Source organism: Streptomyces sp. NPDC001407, from assembly GCF_042895325.1.
Taxonomy (GTDB): domain Bacteria; phylum Actinomycetota; class Actinomycetes; order Streptomycetales; family Streptomycetaceae; genus Streptomyces.
On record NZ_JBIAWF010000025.1, the window covers coordinates 75364 to 92795 of the forward strand.

General features: G+C 72.0%; 15 protein-coding genes and 1 riboswitch. Of the genes, 7 read left to right on the forward strand and 8 right to left on the reverse strand.

Features of this window, described 5'->3' with window-relative positions:
• Positions 1-105: 105 nt before the first annotated feature.
• The 3 genes from nagA to ACFY1P_RS28475 form a co-directional block, all read right to left on the reverse strand.
• Positions 106-1260 carry an N-acetylglucosamine-6-phosphate deacetylase gene (nagA, locus tag ACFY1P_RS28465; protein ID WP_390752206.1) on the reverse strand — a complete coding sequence of 385 codons (1155 nt, stop codon included), beginning with the start codon at positions 1258-1260 and terminating at the stop codon, positions 106-108.
• Complete coding sequence (locus ACFY1P_RS28470) at positions 1260-2210, reverse strand: ROK family protein (protein ID WP_390752207.1); 951 nt, start codon at positions 2208-2210, stop codon at positions 1260-1262. The genes nagA and ACFY1P_RS28470 overlap by 1 nt, the downstream gene beginning before the upstream one ends.
• 349 nt (positions 2211-2559) lie before the next feature.
• On the reverse strand, positions 2560-3498 hold the full coding sequence (locus ACFY1P_RS28475) for a sugar isomerase (protein WP_361534765.1): 939 nt from the start codon (positions 3496-3498) through the stop codon (positions 2560-2562).
• A gap of 187 nt (positions 3499-3685) precedes the next feature.
• Here ACFY1P_RS28475 and ACFY1P_RS28480 point away from each other — a divergent pair, with 187 nt between their 5' ends.
• From ACFY1P_RS28480 to otsB, 3 genes are all read left to right on the forward strand, one after another.
• Positions 3686-4975: an extracellular solute-binding protein gene (locus ACFY1P_RS28480; protein ID WP_361534768.1), complete on the forward strand. Its 1290-nt coding sequence runs from the start codon at positions 3686-3688 to the stop codon at positions 4973-4975.
• On the forward strand, positions 4972-5241 hold the full coding sequence (locus ACFY1P_RS28485) for a DUF3263 domain-containing protein (protein ID WP_361534771.1): 270 nt from the start codon (positions 4972-4974) through the stop codon (positions 5239-5241). Before ACFY1P_RS28480 ends, ACFY1P_RS28485 begins: the two co-directional genes overlap by 4 nt.
• Positions 5242-5304: 63 nt before the next feature.
• Positions 5305-6150, forward strand: coding sequence for a trehalose-phosphatase (gene otsB, locus ACFY1P_RS28490; RefSeq protein WP_390752208.1), 846 nt, complete (start codon positions 5305-5307; stop codon positions 6148-6150).
• Positions 6151-6153: 3 nt separating this feature from the next.
• Here the strand turns inward: otsB and ACFY1P_RS28495 are convergent, their stop codons facing one another.
• The 3 genes from ACFY1P_RS28495 to ACFY1P_RS28505 all read right to left on the reverse strand — a co-directional run bounded on the left by ACFY1P_RS28495 (position 6154) and on the right by ACFY1P_RS28505 (position 10203).
• Positions 6154-6915, reverse strand: a complete 762-nt coding sequence (locus ACFY1P_RS28495; protein WP_361534777.1) for a hypothetical protein — start codon at positions 6913-6915, stop codon at positions 6154-6156.
• Positions 6916-7309: 394 nt separating this feature from the next.
• On the reverse strand, positions 7310-8770 hold the full coding sequence (locus ACFY1P_RS28500; RefSeq protein ID WP_390752209.1) for a trehalose-6-phosphate synthase: 1461 nt from the start codon (positions 8768-8770) through the stop codon (positions 7310-7312).
• A gap of 485 nt (positions 8771-9255) precedes the next feature.
• Positions 9256-10203: a glucosyl-3-phosphoglycerate synthase gene (locus ACFY1P_RS28505; RefSeq protein ID WP_361528034.1), complete on the reverse strand. Its 948-nt coding sequence runs from the start codon at positions 10201-10203 to the stop codon at positions 9256-9258.
• A gap of 179 nt (positions 10204-10382) precedes the next feature.
• A riboswitch (SAM riboswitch) is annotated at positions 10383-10525 on the forward strand.
• 17 nt (positions 10526-10542) lie between these two features.
• On the opposite strand from ACFY1P_RS28505, the gene thrC reads away from it, so the two are divergent.
• From thrC to groL, 4 genes are all read left to right on the forward strand, one after another.
• Positions 10543-11826: a threonine synthase gene (gene thrC / locus ACFY1P_RS28510; RefSeq protein ID WP_390752210.1), complete on the forward strand. Its 1284-nt coding sequence runs from the start codon at positions 10543-10545 to the stop codon at positions 11824-11826.
• A 47-nt stretch (positions 11827-11873) separates the two neighbouring features.
• Positions 11874-12149 carry a MoaD/ThiS family protein gene (locus tag ACFY1P_RS28515; protein ID WP_390752211.1) on the forward strand — a complete coding sequence of 92 codons (276 nt, stop codon included), beginning with the start codon at positions 11874-11876 and terminating at the stop codon, positions 12147-12149.
• A gap of 437 nt (positions 12150-12586) precedes the next feature.
• Entirely contained in the window at positions 12587-12790 is a 204-nt protein-coding gene (locus ACFY1P_RS28520; protein WP_005315736.1) for a cold-shock protein, read from the forward strand.
• Between the two features lie 456 nt (positions 12791-13246).
• On the forward strand, positions 13247-14869 hold the full coding sequence (groL, locus tag ACFY1P_RS28525) for a chaperonin GroEL (RefSeq protein WP_366007490.1): 1623 nt from the start codon (positions 13247-13249) through the stop codon (positions 14867-14869).
• Positions 14870-14994: 125 nt separating this feature from the next.
• Here the strand turns inward: groL and ACFY1P_RS28530 are convergent, their stop codons facing one another.
• Together ACFY1P_RS28530 and murQ are read right to left on the reverse strand one after the other, a co-directional pair.
• Entirely contained in the window at positions 14995-16416 is a 1422-nt protein-coding gene (locus tag ACFY1P_RS28530) for a PTS transporter subunit EIIC (RefSeq protein WP_361528042.1), read from the reverse strand.
• A 52-nt stretch (positions 16417-16468) separates the two neighbouring features.
• Positions 16469-17404 (reverse strand): N-acetylmuramic acid 6-phosphate etherase, encoded by a 936-nt coding sequence (murQ, locus tag ACFY1P_RS28535; protein WP_390752212.1) that lies wholly within the window; start codon positions 17402-17404, stop codon positions 16469-16471.
• Between the last annotated feature and the right edge of the window lie 28 nt (positions 17405-17432).

Sequence of the window (17432 nt, forward strand, 5' to 3'; positions counted from 1 at the left end):
CGGCTGTGTGAACGGCTGCGCGAGCGATCATGCCAAAACAGCGGCGGCACGCCCAGACCTCGGACGCGCCGCCGCCGTGTGAACTCCCGTCACGGGTGCGGAGAACTACCGCACTTCGGGCTCAACCACCCATTCGCCCTTGCGCATGACACCGACCAGGTCGTAGGACGCGTCGAGGACGACGAGGTCCGCGTCCTTGCCCGGCTCCAGGGAACCGACGCGGTCGTCGACGCCCAGCAGCCGCGCCGGGTTCGCCGACAGGGCCCGTACGACATCCTCGACCGGCAGCCCGTCGACGGTCACCGCGCGCTTGAAGGCGGTGTCGAGCGTCAGCGTGGAGCCCGCGATCGAACCGGCCGTCGGGCCGTCGGCGATCCGCGCGACGCCGTCCTTGACCTCGACGCGCATCGGGCCCAGCGGATACATGCCGTCGTTCATGCCGGCCGCGCCCATCGCGTCCGTGATGAACGCGACCCGGTCCGCGCCCGCGCCGCGGAAGGCGAGTTGCAGGGCGGCGGGGTGGAGGTGGGTGCCGTCGTCGATCAGCTCGACGGTGACCCGCTCGTCCTCCAGCAGCGCCGCGATCGGGCCGGGCGCGCGGTGCAGCAGGGACGGCATCGCGTTGAAGAGGTGGGTGGCCACCGTCGCGCCCGCCTCGACGGCCTCCAGCGTGGCCTCGTACGTGGAGTCCGTGTGGCCGACCGCCGCGATGACGCCCGCGTCCGCGAGCAGCCGGACGGACTCCAGGCCGCCGGGGAGCTCCGGGGCGAGGGTCATCATGCGGGCCGTGCCGCGCGCCGCGTCGACGAGCTTGCGCACGTCCGCCGGGTCCGGGTCGCGCAGCAGCCCCGGCTGGTGCGCGCCGCAGCGGTGCGGCGAGATGAACGGGCCCTCGAAGTGGATGCCCGCCAGGTCGCCCTGCTCGGTCAGCTCCGCGAGGACGGCCGCCTGCCGGGCCAGGTCGTCGAGGTCGCCGGTGACCGTGGAGGCGAGGGTCGTGGTCGTGCCGTGCGCGCGGTGCGTACGGATGGCCGTGAGCGCCTCCTCGGCGTCGCCCGAGGAGAAGGACGCGCCACCGCCGCCGTGCACGTGCATGTCCACGAAGCCGGGAACGATCCAGTGGCCCGTGAGGTCGAGGACCGGGCCGTCGGCGGGTGCCGTCGCGGCGATGCGGCGGCCTTCGGCCACCACCCGCCCGTTCTCGGCCACGCCTGTCGGCAGGACCACGCGGGCACCGGAGAGAACCGTTCGTTCGACCATCAGGCGGATACCTCCGTGGCATCGGTGGAGAGAAGGTCCCAGGCGAGCAGGCCCGCGCCCAGGCAGCCGGCGGTGTCCCCGAGCACCGCCGGGACGATGCGGGGGAGCCGCTGGAACGTGATCCGCTCCGTGACGGCGGCGCGCAGCGGTGTGAACAACGTTTCCCCCGCCTCGGCGAGCCCGCCACCGATGATCAGCGTATGGGGGTCCAGCAGGGTGAGCCCGATGACGAGGCCGTCCGCGAGGGCGTCGACGGCCTCCTGCCACACCGCGCGGGCGCGCGGGTCACCGGCCGCGACGGCCGCGGCGCAGCCCGCGGCGTCGGCGGCCGGGTCCTCCGTGACCCGCGCCCAGGCGGCGCTCACGGCCGCCGCCGAGGCCAGCGTCTCCAGGCAGCCGGTGCCGCCGCAGCCGCACTTCGGGGCGTTTGCCCCGGAACGTACGGAGATGTGACCGATCTCGCCCGCGTATCCGTGCGAGCCTTGCTCGATCCGGCCGTCGATGCCGATCGCTCCCGCGATGCCGGTGCCGAGGGCGACGAACAGGAACCGGTCGGCGTCCCGGCCCGCGCCGACGCGGCCCTCCGCGAGGCCGCCCGTGCGGACGTCGTGCCCCAGGGCCACGGGGGTGCCGCCGCCCAGGCGCTCCGTCAGCAGGTCGCGCAGCGGCACGTCGCGCCAGCCGAGGTTCGCGGCGTAGACGGCCGTGCCGGCCTCGCCGTCCACGATCCCGGGCACGGCCACGCCGGCCGCTTCCGCCTCCCGCCCGAACTTCTCCCGCCCCGCCGCTCGCAGCTCCGCCGCGAGGTCGAGAATGCCGTCGACGACCGCGTCGGGCCCGTGATCGCGGCGGGTGGGGCGACGGGCTTCGTGCAGGATCTGGTGGTCGGGGCCGATGAGTGCGGCTTTCATGGCGGTGCCGCCGACGTCCAGGGCGATGACGTGTTTCACGTCTGTAGTGTCGCGTGTGGGGGTGGAAAGGTCTAGTCCACTGTTGGGTGGGGCGGTGGTGGGTGCGGGTGTGGTGCGCCTGCGGCGGGCTTGTTCCCCAGCCCCGCCCCTTCCCGGCTGCGTCTGAAGTGCGGCTCCGCCGCGTGGGGGCAAGCCCCCAGACCCCCGAAGCACGCTTCGCGCGTTGTCCTCAAACTCCCCCAGCGGTAGCTGGGGGAGTTTGAGGACGAGCGCCGCAGGCGCTGCGCGTCAGCTGACGGACCCGCAGGTCGGGGTCTGGGGCAGCGCCCCAGTTCGGGAAGGGGCGGGGCTGGGGAACAAAAGCCCGCCGCAGGCGAAGCCGCGTCCGCTAGCCGTTCAAGATGACACTCCGCGTCAACCCCCGCGGCTCGTCCGGGGCGAGGCCCTTCGACTCCGCCACCGCGACAGCGAGACGTTGCGCACGGATCAGGTCCGCCATCGGGTCGAGGCGAGGACCGGCCGTCACGAGCGTGCCGCCCGCTCGTGACACATCCTCCGCGAGCCCCGCGGGGACCGCGCCCAGGATCCACGCGACGCGGCCGGGGGCCGTGATCGAGATCGGGCCGTGGCGGTATTCCATCGCGGGGTACGATTCGGTCCACGCGCCCGCCGCCTCGCGCATCTTCAGGGCGGCCTCCTGCGCGAGCCCGTACGTCCAGCCCGTGCCCAGGAAGGTCCACTGCCCGGCGGAGAGCACGGACGGCGGCAGCGGCTCAAAGACCGCGGACTCCGCGTCCGCCGCCGCCTCGGCGACCGTACGGACGCCGGAGGGGAGCGGGCCGTGTGCCTCCAGGCCGGCGCGGAGGTACGCGAGGGCCGTGGTCGCGAAGCGGGTCTGGACGACGGACTCCTCGTCGGCCCAGTCGAGCGGGGCGAGAGATCCGGCCACGTCCGTCACCGGCGTCGCGGGGTCGGCGGTCAGCGCGAGCGTGCGCGTGCGGCCGCGCAGGGCCGCCAGCAGGTCGAGGACCTCCGTCGTGGTCCCGGACCTGGTGATCGCCACGACCCGGTCGTACGCGCGGGCCCGGGGGAACTCCGAGGCGGCGAAGGCGTCCGTCTCGCCCTGCCCGGCGGCCTCGCGCAGCGCCGCGTACGCCTGGGCCATGAACCAGGACGTGCCGCACCCGGTCACCGCGACCCGCTCGCCGGGCCGGGGCAGCTCCGTGGTGCCGGCCGCCGCCTCGGCGGCGCGCCGCCAGCAGCCGGGCTGGGTGACGATCTCCGCCGCCGTGCGGGAAGCGGAATGTGAGGAGGAAGGCTGCTGCATGCGCTGAGGCTCCTTGGGAGAGGTGCGGTGGGCGTCGGGAACGTGGATAGCAGCCCTGCGGCGAGGGAGGGAAGAGCGGAAGGTGGTACCGAAGCGCAACCGGAGCCGGCTGGACCGTAAGGTGGCGCGCGGGGGAGACTCACGGTCTCCAGCGAGGACAAACGAACCACGAAGGTGGGCAGCAGTAGTGCAGCGGCGGCGGTTCCTGGGTATGACGGCGGCGGGTGCCGCGACTGCGGCGTTGGCTCCCGCACTGACGGCTTGCGGGAGCGGCGGTCCCGGTTCGGGCACCAAGAAGCTGAAGCTGATCGCCGCGGACTACGGCGACAATCCGTCGAACACCTCGAAGAAGTACTGGGACGCCGTCGTCCGCGACTTCGAGGACCAGCACGGCAAGATCAAGGTCGACGTCGAGGTCCTCAGCTGGACCGAGGTCGACAAGAGGGTCGCCGACCTGGTCGCCGCGGGCAAGGCCCCCGACCTCGCGCAGATCGGCGCGTACGCCGACTTCGCCGCGGCCGGCAAGCTCTACAGCGTCGACCAGCTGCTCACGGTCCCCACCCAGGCGGAGTTCATCCCCTCGATCGAGAAGGCGGGTGAGGTGCACCGCGTGCAGTACGGCATGCCGTTCGTCTCCAGCACCCGTCTGCTCTTCTGCAACAAGGAGCACTTCGACAAGGCCGGCATCGCCAAGGCCCCCGAGACCTGGGACGAGCTCCAGTCCGCGGCGAAGAAGCTCCAGGCGAACGGCGTGAAGATACCCTTCGGCCTGCCGCTGGGCCCGGAGGAGGCCCCGGCCGAGACGATGATGTGGTTCCTCGCCGCGGGCGGCGGCTACACCGACGCCGACGGCGTCTACACCATCGCCCGCCAGGAGAACGTCAACGCGCTGACCTGGCTGCGCGACGAGCTCGTGGCCAAGAAGCTCACCGGCTCCCTCGACCCCGCCCGCACCAACCGGCAGGAAGTCTTCGACGCCTTCTGCAAGGGCGACGTCGGGATGCTCAACGGCCACCCCACGCTGATGCAGCAGGCCGACGCCAAGGGGATCAAGTACATCACCGCGCCGTTGCCCGGCGTCAAGGGCAAGTCCAAGTCGACCATGGGCGTCGCCGACTGGATGATGGCGTTCAAGCAGAACGGCAACCGCGACCAGATCGGTGCCTTCCTCGACTTCGTCTACAGCACCAAGAACGTGCTGGACTTCACCGGCCAGTACGACCTGCTGCCGGTGACCTCGTCCGCCTCCGCGAAGATGGCCGCGGACTCGGGCCGCAAGAAGCTGCGGCCCTTCCTGGAGCAGCTGGAGAGCGCCGAGTTCTATCCCGCCGACAAGACGTCCTGGGCGGCGGTCAGCAAGGCGATCAAGGAGAAGATCGGCGCCACGGTGAAGAACGGCGGCGACCCGAGCAGCGTGCTCAGCGAGATCGAGCGCGAGGCGAACTCCCTCGAGACGGCGAGCCAGGGCAACAAGTGACGGCGGCCGACGGCGATTCCGCGGGCTCCGGACCGGACGGGTCCGGGCTCTCCGGACGGGACCGGGACGTGCTGGCGCTGGAGCGCCGCACCTGGCCGGGCCCCGGCGCGAAGGAACGCGCGATCCGCGAGGACCTCGGCCTCACGCCGACCCGCTACTACCAGCTGCTCAACGCGCTGCTGGACGACCCCGCCGCGCTCGCGCACGACCCGGTGACGGTGAACCGCCTCCGGCGGCTGCGCGACGCACGGCGGGAAAGACGCTAGCCGGGCCGGTTCCAGTCGCACGTTCGAGCCCCTCGGGCGCTCCAGGACAGTAGGGTCGTCCCCATGGGCAGTCATCCGCTCCCCGAACCCCGCAGCCGCGCCGGCCGCCACGGCCTCGCCGAGCTGCTCGCCGCGCCGGACAAGAGCGTCGTCGCGCTGGACTTCGACGGCACGCTCGCGCCGATCGTCCCGGACCCCGAGCAGGCCCGCGCCCACCCCGGCGCCGTGCCCGCGCTCGCGCGCCTCGCGCCCGGACTGCGCTCCGTCGCCGTGATCACCGGACGCCCGGCGGGCGTGGCCGTGCGCTACGGCGGATTCGCCGGGGTCCAGGGGCTGGAACACCTCGTCGTCCTCGGCCACTACGGCGCCGAGCGCTGGGACGCCGTCACCGGCACCGTCAAGGCCCCCGCCCCGCACCCCGGCGTCGCGGCCGTGCAGGCGGCGCTGCCCGGGGAGCTCGACCGGTCCGGCTCCTGGCGGGGCACCTGGGTCGAGGACAAGGGCCGCGCCATCGCGGTGCACACCCGGCGCGCCGCCGACCCCCAGGCCGCGTACGACGCCCTGCGCGGCCCGCTGGAAGCGCTCGCCGCACGGCACGGACTGATCGTCGAACCCGGCCGGTTCGTCCTGGAGCTGCGCCCGCCCGGCATCGACAAGGGCGTGGCCCTCGCCGAGTACGTGCGCGAGACGGGCGCCCGCTCCGTGCTCTACGCCGGTGACGACCTCGGTGACCTCGCCGCCTTCGCCGCCGTCGAGGAGCTGCGGGCCGAAGGGCTGGCCGGCCTCCTCGTGTGCAGCGGCAGCACGGAGGTCACCGAACTCGCCGAACGGGCCGACCTCGTCGTCGACGGCCCGGCCGGCGTCGTGGAACTGCTGACGGCCCTCGCGGACCGTCTCACCACCGGCTGAACCTCACTCGTCGTCCGGGTCCTTGACCGCGGTCGGGTCCCCCTTGGCCGCCTTCTCCGGCAGCCCGAGAGTCTTCAGCGCCGTCGTCCAGTCATGGGCTATGGCCTGCTGAGCCTTGACGAGGTCCGCCTTGCCCGAACAGATCGCGTTCTTGAGCTTGGTCTCGACCACATCCTTGGGGTTGTTGGGCCCCGCGCCCTCCTTGTGGCCCGGGGAGGGCGGCTCGACCCACAGATTGCGCGGGTCGTTGGGGTCGCCGCCGAGCTGAAGGCTGATCAGGTGGTCGTACTCGTAGTCCTTCATCGAGCCCTTGTAGCCGTACGAGGCCGCGTTGGCGGTCTTCTCGCGGCTGGTGATGTTGACCGGCGGCCGGATGTCCTTGGTGTAGCCGCTGCGGCAGATCGTCGACTTCAACGTCGCCTGCGTGACCTTAGGATTCGTCGCCCCGGGCGTGCAATTGGAGTCGGGCAGTGGCTCCTTGGCCGCCGTGTACTGATAGTGGCAGCTGCCCGGTTCGGGCTGTTTCTGCACGGTGTACGAGCCCTGGGGGCCCGGGCCCACGGGTATGGCGCCGACCCCTCCCGCGGCGGCGGCCGAAGCGGAGGGGGACGCGGACGCGCTGGACTTGGCGCCCTTGGTGTCCTTGGCGTTCTCGGTGTCGGAGCTCTTGCTCCCGGAATCGGAGGAGCAGCCGGTCGTCAGGGCGGCGGCCAGAAGGGCGACGGCCGCGAGGACGGAGGCGGCTCGGGGTGTTGCTATCGGCATGGCCTCATGGTTACCCGTGCCCGGGACGGGCCAGGCGACGGCCCGAAGCACTTTGCCGAAGGCTGCCCGGTTGTTTGCCCGGGGTGTGCGCTGGGGGGTGAGCGGTGTGTTGGGTGCGGGCCGGGTGCGCCTGCGGCGGGCTTTTTCCCCTACCCGCCCCTTCCCGAACTGGGGCTCGTGCCCCAGACCCCCGGCTGCGGGTCCGTTGCCGCCTGCGGCGGAGAGCGCCCTTCGGGCGCGTCCTCAAACGCCGGACGGGCTGAATTGGCACCTGCATCAGCGAAATCCAGCCCGTCCGGCGTTTGAGGACAGCGCGCGAAGCGTGCTTCGGGGTCTGGGGCGCAGCCCCAGTTCGGGAAGGGGCGGGGCTGGGGAAAAAGCCCGCCGCCAGCGGCTACAGCGCGGACAGTTGGTCCAGGAACCAGCGGGCCGGAGGGAGCGCCACCGCCGCCTCGGCGAGCCGCTTCGTGCGGGACGCCCGTTCCGACGGGTCCATCAGGAGAGCCTCGTGCAGTGCCGAGGCCGTCGCCTCCACGTCGTACGGGTTGACCACGATCGCCTCGTCGCCGAGCTCGGCCACCGCCCCCGCCTCCCGGGAGAGGACGAGCGCGCAGCCGTGGTCGGAGACGACGGGCACCTCCTTGGCCACCAGGTTCATGCCGTCGCGGATGGGGTTGACGAGCGCGACGTCCGCGAGCCGGTAGGCGGCGAGCGAGCGGGCGAAGTCGTCCTTGACGTGCAGCGAGACCGGCTCCCAATCCACCGTGCCGAACGTGGAGTTGATGTCCCGGGCGACCCGCTCCACCTCCGCCGTGTAGTCGCGGTAGACCTTCAGGTCCTGCCGCGAGGGATACGCGAAGGCGATGTGCACCACCTTGCCCCGCCACTCCGGGCGGTCCTCCAGCAGTCGGCGGTACGCGTGCAGGCCGCGCACGATGTTCTTGGACAGCTCGGTGCGGTCGACGCGCACGATCGCCTTGCGGTCCGGACCGAGCCGCTCGCGGAGCGCCGCCATCCGCTCCTCGACATCCGGCCGGTGCGCGCGCTCCCGCAGGAAGTCCGCGTCGGCGCCGAGGCCGTGCACGCCGAGCCGGGTCGTCCGCCCCTCGAAGAGCACCGCCGTACCGCCCGTGCCGCGGACGATCTCCGCGCCCAGGACCTTCTCGCAGCAGTCGGCGAACGCGTCCGCCCACCGCTCGGTCAGGAAGGCCGCGCGGTCGCCGCCCAGGATGCCGCGCAGCACCCGCTCAGCGACGTCGTCCGGCAGTACGCGGTAGTAGTCGGGCGGGGCCCAGGGGGTGTGCGAGAAGTGGCCGATCCGCAGGTCCGGGCGGCGCTCCCGGAGCAGGCCCGGCACCAGTGCCAGGTGGTAGTCCTGCACGAGCACGGCCGCGCCCTGCGCGGCCTCCTCGGCGAGCGCGTCCGCGAAGGCCGCGTTGTACGCCTCGTACGCCGCCCACTGCCGTCGGAAGTCCGCGTCGAAGACGGGGGCCAGGGGCGTCTCGTAGAGCATGTGGTGGACGAACCACAGCACGGAATTGGCGATGCCGTTGTAGGCGGCGGTGAAAGTGTCCGGGGCGACGTCCAGCATGCGCACCCGGTGGCCGCCGGTGTCCTCGGCGTCGAGCCTGCGGCCCGCGCGCCGCGCCGCCTCGCGGTCGCCCTCGCTCATGGCCGCGCACACCCATACGGCGCCGGCGTCGCGGTCTATGGCGCTGAGCCCCGAGACGAGACCGCCACCGCCTCGGCCGGCCGTCAGCTCGCCGTCGACCAGCTTGTACGAGACCGGGCCGCGGTTGGAGGCGACGACGATCTGGGCGGCGTGCGTGTGCGGTTGCATGTGCTCAACGACCATGTGGCCAGCCTTGCCTGACTGCCGGCCGTTCAAACGTTTGTCCTTGGCGGGGGTGGGTGCGGGTCGGCTGCGCCTGCGGCGGGCTTTGTTCCCCTACCCCGCCCCTTCCCGCAGCGTCTGTTGCGCGGCTCCGCCGCGGCCGGGGCTCCGCCCCGGACCCGTGCCTGGGTGCGGCCGGGATTGTTTCCCCAGTCCCGCCCCTTCCCGGCTGCATCTAATTTGCGGCTCCGCCGCGTGGGGGGCGCTGCCCCAGACCCCGGGCTGCGGGTCCGCTGCCTCCCCCAGCTGCCTCCCCCGGACGGAGTCTGGGGGAGGCAGCTGGGGGAGTTTGAGGACACCGCGCGGAGCGCGGTCAGGGGGGGCGGGGTCTCCCCGGTTTCGGGAAGGGGCGGGGCTGGGGAACAAAGCGCCGCAGGCGCCCCCACGCGGCGGAGCCGCAGATCGGACGCAGCCGGGAAGGGGCGGGGCTGGGGCACAAGAACCCGCTACGCGGCGTCGCGGCTCGCGTATTCCGGGATTTCTCGCATCGGGGGGCGTTCCTCCGTGTCCACCGCGTACGTCCGAGGGACGAATCCCTCGGACGTACGCTCGAACTGGGTCAAAGACGGCCGCACCAAATGGCCGCGAGCCAGCCGCAGCTGCGCCGTGCGGTAGATCGCGGCGGCCATCCGGCCCAGCGCGCGGCCGTCCTGGTGGCGGTGGACGCGGACGCCCACGTCGACCTGGGCCAGCGCGTCCAGGCCGACCGTGTGGAGCGCGTCGACCAGGAGGCCGAGTTCCACGCCGTAGCCCACGGGGAACGGCAGGCTCTCCAGGAGCGAGCGGCGGGCCGCGTACTCGCCGCCCAGGGGCTGGACGAAGCCCGCCAGCTGCGGCCAGTGCAGATTGAGCAGCGGGCGGGCCACCAGCTCGGTCACCCGGCCGCCCTGCCCGGCCACCTCGCCGAGCGGGCGGTCGTACATCGCCTTCACGAACTGCACGCCGGGTTCGGTCAGCAGCGGGCCGACGATGCCGGAGACGAAGTCCGCGGAGAAGTCGCGCAGATCGGCGTCGACGAAGCAGACGACGTCACCGCGCGTCACCAGCAGCGACCGCCACAGCACCTCGCCCTTGCCGGGCAGGGCGGGCAGCCGCGGCAGCACCGAGTCGCGGTGCACCACGCGCGCGCCGGCCGCGGCGGCGACCTCGGCCGTGCGGTCGGTGGAGCCGGAGTCGAGCACCACCAGCTCGTCCACCAGCGGCATCGCGTCCGTCATCAGCTCGCGCCGGATCGTGGCGACGATGTCGCCGACGGTCGCCTCCTCGTCCAGCGCGGGCAGCACCACGCTGACCGTGGTGCCCTTCTCCCGTTTGGCCGCGAGCAGCTGGTCGAGCGGACGGTCTCCGACGGACCAGGACCGCCGGTCCAGCCAGCGCTCCACCTCTTCCAGCACGTGAACGACTCCTCTGGTTCTGCGATGTGGTTCTGTGACGTGGTTCTGTGACGCATCTCGCGGTACGGACGGCTGTCTCGGGCCTCCGTGCCTTCGGTTACAGTCTGAACAACGCGGAACGCCGTCGTATGTCGGGGTCGCCGCGCGCACAAACGCCTGGGCAGTGCCCAGTGCCATACCGCTCATCCAGAGGGGCAGAGGGACACGGCCCGTTGAAGCCCCGGCAACCCTCCCGCCGGTCTTGCGCGTAAGCAGCGAGGCTCCCGGTGGGGAAGGTGCCAATTCCGTCTCGTGGCGAGGTTCGCCGCGAGGAAGATGAGGAGAAAGGGCCTCGCCTCCATGGCTGTGCAGTCTGTCGAAAGCTCAACCACTTCTGTCGCGCTCGGTCCCGCCGTCGCCCTCTCGTGCCGTGAGTGCGGCGAGCGGTTCGACCTCGGTCCCATCTTCGCCTGCGCCGCCTGTTTCGGCCCGCTCGAAGTCGCGTACGACCTCCCCACCGGGGACCCCGAGGCCCTGCGCCGCCGCATCGAGTCCGGTCCCGACAACATCTGGCGCTACGCCCCGTTGCTGCCCGTCCCCGCCGACGTCGCGGACCGGCCCAGCCTCAACCCCGGCTTCACCAAGCTCGTCAAGGCCGACAACCTCGCCCGCGAGCTGGGCTTCACCGGCGGGCTGTACGTCAAGGACGACTCCGGCAACCCCACGCACTCCTTCAAGGACCGCGTCGTCGCCATCGCGGTCGAGGCGGCGCGCGCCTTCGGCTTCACCACGCTCTCCTGCTCCTCGACCGGCAACCTCGCCGGCGCGGTCGGTGCCGCCGCGGCCCGCGCGGGCTTCAAGTCCTGCGTCTTCATCCCGCACGACCTGGAGGCGGGCAAGGTCGTCATGGCCGCGGTCTACGGCGGCGACCTCGTCGGCATCGAGGGCACCTACGACGACGTGAACCGCTTCTGCTCCGAGCTGATCGGCGACCCGATCGGCGAGGGCTGGGGCTTCGTCAACGTCAACCTCCGCCCGTACTACGGCGAGGGCTCCAAGACGCTCGCCTACGAGATCTGTGAGCAGCTGGGCTGGCGGCTGCCGGACCAGATCGTGGTGCCCATCGCCTCCGGCTCCCAGCTCACGAAGATCGACAAGGGGCTGAAGGAGCTGATCGCGCTGGGCCTGGTCGAGGACCGGCCGTACAAGATCTTCGGTGCCCAGGCGGCGGGCTGCTCGCCGGTCTCCCGCGCGTTCAAGGACGGCCACGACGTGGTGCGGCCGGTGAAGCCGGACACGATCGCGAAGTCCCTCGCCATCGGCAACCCCGCGGACGGGCCGTACGTGCTCGACATCGCCCGGCGGACGGGCGGCGCCGTGGAGGACGTGGACGACGCGGAGATCGTCGACGCGATCCGGCTGCTGGCCCGGACGGAGGGGATCTTCGCCGAGACCGCGGGCGGGGTGACGGTGGGCGTCACCCGCAAGCTCGTCGAGCGCGGGGTGCTCGACCCCGCGCTGACGACGGTCGTGCTCAACACCGGGGACGGGCTCAAGACGCTGGACGCCGTGGCGGCCGGGCCGTCCGCGACCATCCGGCCGTCCCTGGAGGCGTTCCGCGCCGCCGGGCTCGCCACCGGCTGACGTCCGTACCCGACCATTCACCGGAAGACCGGAAAGGCAGGACCCCCATGAGCATCTCCGTGCGCATCCCCACCATCCTCCGCACCTACACCGGAGGTGTCGCCGAAGTCCCCGCCGAGGGCGCGACGCTCGCCGAGGTGATCGGCGATCTGGAGAAGAACCACCCCGGCATCGCCGCCCGCGTCCTCGACGACGCGGGGAAGCTGCGCCGGTTCGTGAACGTCTACGTCAACGACGACGATGTGCGGTTCGAGCAGGGACTTCTGACGCCCACGCCGGACGGCTCCGGCGTCTCGATCATCCCCGCCGTCGCCGGAGGCTGAGCTTTACGCAGGCTCCTTGCGAAAGACCCCCGGAATCGCCCCGGCCACGAAGTGGACGGGGCGATTCCGTCTGTTGAGCGCGATACAGTTGGGGCGATCCCCCTCCGGCGTCAGTGCCGAACGCATATGAGAACCCGTCAAGTTGTGCGCGAACTGTGTGCGCGAATTGTCGGGTTGCTTGCGCTATGCCCGGCCCGACTTGCCCTGGATCCACCGGAGTTCGCCGTATTTCGGCAATCGGCCGCGCCGGGAATTCTCGTCCGAGTGACCTGTTGCAGACGGCATCCGTGCAGATACATTCAGCCGCGGTCGACGCGTTCCGGCGCACGCCACTGGGATTCCTCCTGCCACCGGCTGGGGAGAGTTCCAGGGGTGAGGTCTGACCCGGGTCCGCGAAGTGCGGTCCTGCGCAAGGGCCAGTAATAGGGGAGTTAGGCATGGCTCAGGGCACCGTCAAGTGGTTCAACGCGGAGAAGGGGTACGGCTTCATCGCGGTCGACGGTGGTGCGGATGTATTCGTCCACTACAGCGCGATCCAGATGGACGGCTACCGCACCCTCGAGGAGGGTCAGCGAGTGGAGTTCGAGATCTCGCAGGGCCAGAAGGGGCCGCAGGCGGACATGGTCAAGCTCGCCGTCTGATCTCGGCGCATCGACCACCGGCTCACTCAGCTCGCCGAGGGGCCCGTACCCGCGCACCGGGGTACGGGCCCTTCGTGTGCCCTCGCGCGTGTACGTGTACGTGTACGCGTGCGCGTTCCGTGTGTACCCGGTCGCGTTCTCTCCGTAGGGGTGCCGTTCGGTAGAGGCGCTTGCGCCCCCAGCTAACGCTGGGAGGTGCCCCCGGTGCCACTTACGGTGCGCTCGCCGACGGATCGCTTGCACTCTGGTGGGTCGAGTGCTAATCATTGGCGTTAGCACTCTCCCCGTGAGAGTGACAGATTTGGACCGTCGGTGAGGTCCATCAGCCGGGTGGGGCAAGGAACCATCAGGCCGGTGAGCCGTCCGTCGCGGGCGCCAGCGCGGTCCGGAGAAATCCTTCCCCCATAGCCTGAACGGCATGGGGGGACCCCCGACGTCCCGGGAGGACCACTTCACATGGCCAAGATCATCGCGTTCGACGAGGAGGCACGGCGCGGTCTCGAGCGCGGGATGAACCAGCTCGCCGACGCCGTCAAGGTCACCCTCGGCCCCAAGGGCCGCAACGTCGTCCTCGAGAAGAAGTGGGGCGCCCCCACGATCACCAACGATGGTGTTTCCATCGCCAAGGAGATCGAGCTCGAGGACCCGTACGAGAAGATCGGCGCCGAGCTGGTCAAGGAGGTCGCGAAGAAGACGGACGACGTTGCCGGTGACGGCACGACGACCGCGACCGTCCTGGCCCAGGCGCTGGTCCGCGAGGGCCTGCGCAACGTCGCCGCCGGCGCCAACCCGATGGCCCTCAAGCGCGGCATCGAGAAGGCCGTCGAGGCCGTCTCCGGTGCGCTGCTCGAGCAGGCCAAGGACGTGGAGACCAAGGAGCAGATCGCCTCCACCGCCTCCATCTCCGCCGCCGACACCCAGATCGGCGAGCTCATCGCCGAGGCGATGGACAAGGTCGGCAAGGAAGGCGTCATCACCGTCGAGGAGTCCCAGACCTTCGGTCTGGAGCTGGAGCTCACCGAGGGTATGCGCTTCGACAAGGGCTACATCTCGGCGTACTTCGCCACCGACATGGAGCGTATGGAGGCGTCCCTGGACGACCCGTACATCCTGATCGTCAACTCGAAGATCGGCTCGGTCAAGGACCTGCTGCCGCTCCTCGAGAAGGTCATGCAGTCCGGCAAGCCGCTGCTGATCATCGCCGAGGACGTCGAGGGCGAGGCCCTGTCGACCCTGGTCGTCAACAAGATCCGTGGCACCTTCAAGTCCGTCGCCGTCAAGGCCCCGGGCTTCGGTGACCGCCGCAAGGCCATGCTCGGCGACATCGCCATCCTCACCGGTGGCACCGTCATCTCCGAGGAGGTCGGCCTCAAGCTGGAGAACGCCGGTCTCGACCTGCTCGGCCGCGCCCGCAAGGTCGTCATCACCAAGGACGAGACGACCATCGTCGACGGTGCCGGTGACAGCGACCAGGTCCAGGGCCGCGTCAACCAGATCCGCGCCGAGATCGAGAACAGCGACTCGGACTACGACCGCGAGAAGCTCCAGGAGCGCCTCGCGAAGCTGGCCGGCGGCGTGGCCGTCATCAAGGCCGGTGCCGCGACCGAGGTCGAGCTCAAGGAGCGCAAGCACCGCATCGAGGACGCCGTGCGCAACGCGAAGGCGGCCGTCGAGGAGGGCATCGTCGCCGGTGGTGGCGTGGCCCTGCTCCAGGCCTCCGCGGTCTTCGAGAAGCTCGAGCTCGAGGGTGACGAGGCCACCGGCGCCAACGCCGTGCGCCTGGCCCTGGAGGCCCCGCTCAAGCAGATCGCCGTCAACGGTGGTCTCGAGGGTGGCGTCGTCGTGGAGAAGGTCCGCAACCTCACGGTCGGCCACGGCCTGAACGCCGCGACCGGCGAGTACGTCGACATGATCGCCGAGGGCATCATCGACCCGGCGAAGGTCACGCGCTCCGCCCTGCAGAACGCCGCGTCCATCGCCGCGCTGTTCCTGACCACCGAGGCCGTCATCGCCGACAAGCCGGAGAAGGCCGCCGCGGCCGCTCCGGGCGGCATGCCGGGCGGTGACATGGACTTCTGAGCTGAATCCTCCCGACGCGCCCCTCGCAGTGTTCGGCCGTAGCCGGCCTCACACGCTTCGGGACGCTGCACCGGACTCCGTCCGGTGATCGGGAGCAGCTCGAGTCTTCCGAGGGCGGTACCCCATCACCGGGGTGCCGCCCTCGGCGCGTTCAGCTCCCTGAGCGACTCCCGGCCGAAGCCGAAGAAGTACGTCGCCGCGAAGCCCGTCACGTACCCCACCAGCAGCCCCAGCGCGTAGACCGCCGCCGTCCTCCCGAGGCCGTGGTTGCCCTTCAGCAGGGGGAAGAGGGCCAGGCCGGACGGGCCGATGGCCGTGGCGCCGACCTTGACGCCCAGCTGGTTCAGCAGGCCCACGAAGCCGCCGCCGAACGCGCCGCCCACGCACGCCGTGACGAACGGCCGCCCCAGCGGCAGCGAGACGCCGTAGATCAGCGGCTCCCCGATGCCCAGCAGGCCCGCCGGGAGCGCGGAGCGGATCGTGCCGCGCACCGACAGATTGCGCCGGAGCCGGACGTAGACCGCGAGGGCCGCCCCCACCTGGCCCGCGCCCGCCATCGCCAGGATCGGCAGCAGGACCGAATAGCCCTCCTGCTGGATCAGTGTCGTGTGGATGGGGATCAGCGCCTGGTGCAGGCCCAGCATCACCAGCGGCAGGAACAGCCCGCCCAGGACGAAGCCCGCGCCCGCGCCGCCGTGGGCCAGCAGCCAGTCGGCCCACCGCCCGATGCCCGCGGCGACCTTCCCGGCCGCGTACATCAGCCCGTACAGCGTGACCAGGCCCGTCACCAGCACCGTCAGCGTCGGGGTGACGAGGACGTCCAGGGCCTGCGGCACCCGCCTGCGGCACCACTTCTCGACGCGGGTCGCCAGCAGCGCCGCGGCCAGCGCGCCGAGCACCCCGCCCTGGCCCGGCTCCAGCCGCTCCCCGAAGGCGCTGACCCGGCCGACGCCCCCGTAGACCGTGATCGCCGCGACCGCGCCGCCCAGCACCGGGGTGCCGCCGAACTCCTTCGCCGTGTTGTAGCCGACGAACACCGCGATCAGCGACATGAAGCCCGAGGCCACCGCGGTCAGCGCGGGCGAGAGGCCGGGCAGCCGGTGCAGATTGGCCAGCAGCCCGCCGAGCCCGGCGACGATGCCGCAGCCGATCAGCGCCGGGATCAGCGGCACGAAGACGGCCGCGATCCGGCGCAGGAAGAGCTTGCCGGGGGTGGCGTTGCGCTCGGCGCGCTCGGCGCGGATCGCCGCGCCCCGCTGGGCGAGGGCCTCGGCGGTGACCGGCGCGGCCGCGCAGAGCCGCGCCAGCTCGGGCGCCACCCGGGCGACGGCTCCCGGGCCCAGCACGACCTGGCGGACCCGCCCGTCCTCGACCACGCCGAGCACGGCCGGCAGCGCCCGCAGCGCCTCGCCCCGGACGAGGGCGGGGTCGTGGAGCTCCAGCCGCAGCCGGGTCATGCAGTTCTCGACGGAGGCGATGTTCCCGGCGCCGCCCAGGAGCGGGAGCAGCGCGGCGGCGATGGCGGCGGGGCTGTCGGCTGGGGCCATGGGTGAAGTCCCTTGCTCCGGGGACGCTCGTAACGGGATTCTCTCCCGCCGGTCAGCCCCCGGCGACCGCACGCAGGGCCGCGCGCAGGTGCCCGGCCGACTCCTGGAGCAGGCGCGCCGCCGTGGGGCCGTCGACCCCGCCGAGCACGACGAGGATCGCGTTCTTCACCTCGCCGCCGGTCTCCGCCAGCGCCGCCTCCGTCTCCGCGTCGGACGCGCCGGTGGCCAGGGCGACGATGTGCCGGGAGCGGGCGCGCAGCTTGTCGTTGGAGGCGCGCACGTCGACCATGAGGTTTCCGTAGGTCTTGCCGAGCCGGATCATGGTGATGGTCGAGAGCATGTTGAGGACGAGCTTCTGCGCGGTGCCCGCCTTCAACCGGGTCGATCCGGTGAGGAGTTCGGGCCCCACGACGACCTCGATGGCGTGCTCGGCGGCCGCGCCGAGCGGCGAGCCGGCGTTGCAGGACAGCCCGACCGTGAGCGCGCCCGCCGCGCGGGCGTGCTCGACGGCGCCCAGCGCGTAGGGGGTGCGGCCGGACGCGGAGACGCCCACGACCGTGTCGGCCGGGCCGATCCCGATCGCCGTCAGGTCCCCGGCGGCCAGCTCCCGGCTGTCCTCGGCCCCTTCCACCGCGGTGACCAGCGCGGGCGTGCCGCCCGCGATCAGGCCGACGACCTGCGCGGGGTCGGTGTTGAAGGTCGGCGGGCACTCGCTGGCGTCCAGCACCCCGAGCCGGCCGGCCGTGCCCGCGCCCGCGTAGACGAGCCGCCCGCCACCGGCCATCCGGGCCGCGATCGCGTCGATGGCGGCCGCTATGCCGGGGAGCCGGGCCGCGACGGCGGTGGCGACGGTGGCGTCCTCACCGTTCATGATCTTCGCGATGTCGAGCGTGGGCAGCCGGTCGATGTCCGCGAGCTCGGGGCGGAACGCCTCGGTGGTGAGCGCGGCGAGTTCGGCGCGGAGCGCCGCGTGTGCGGGCGATTCCATGGGTGCGGCGCCTTTCCGTGTGCCGGAA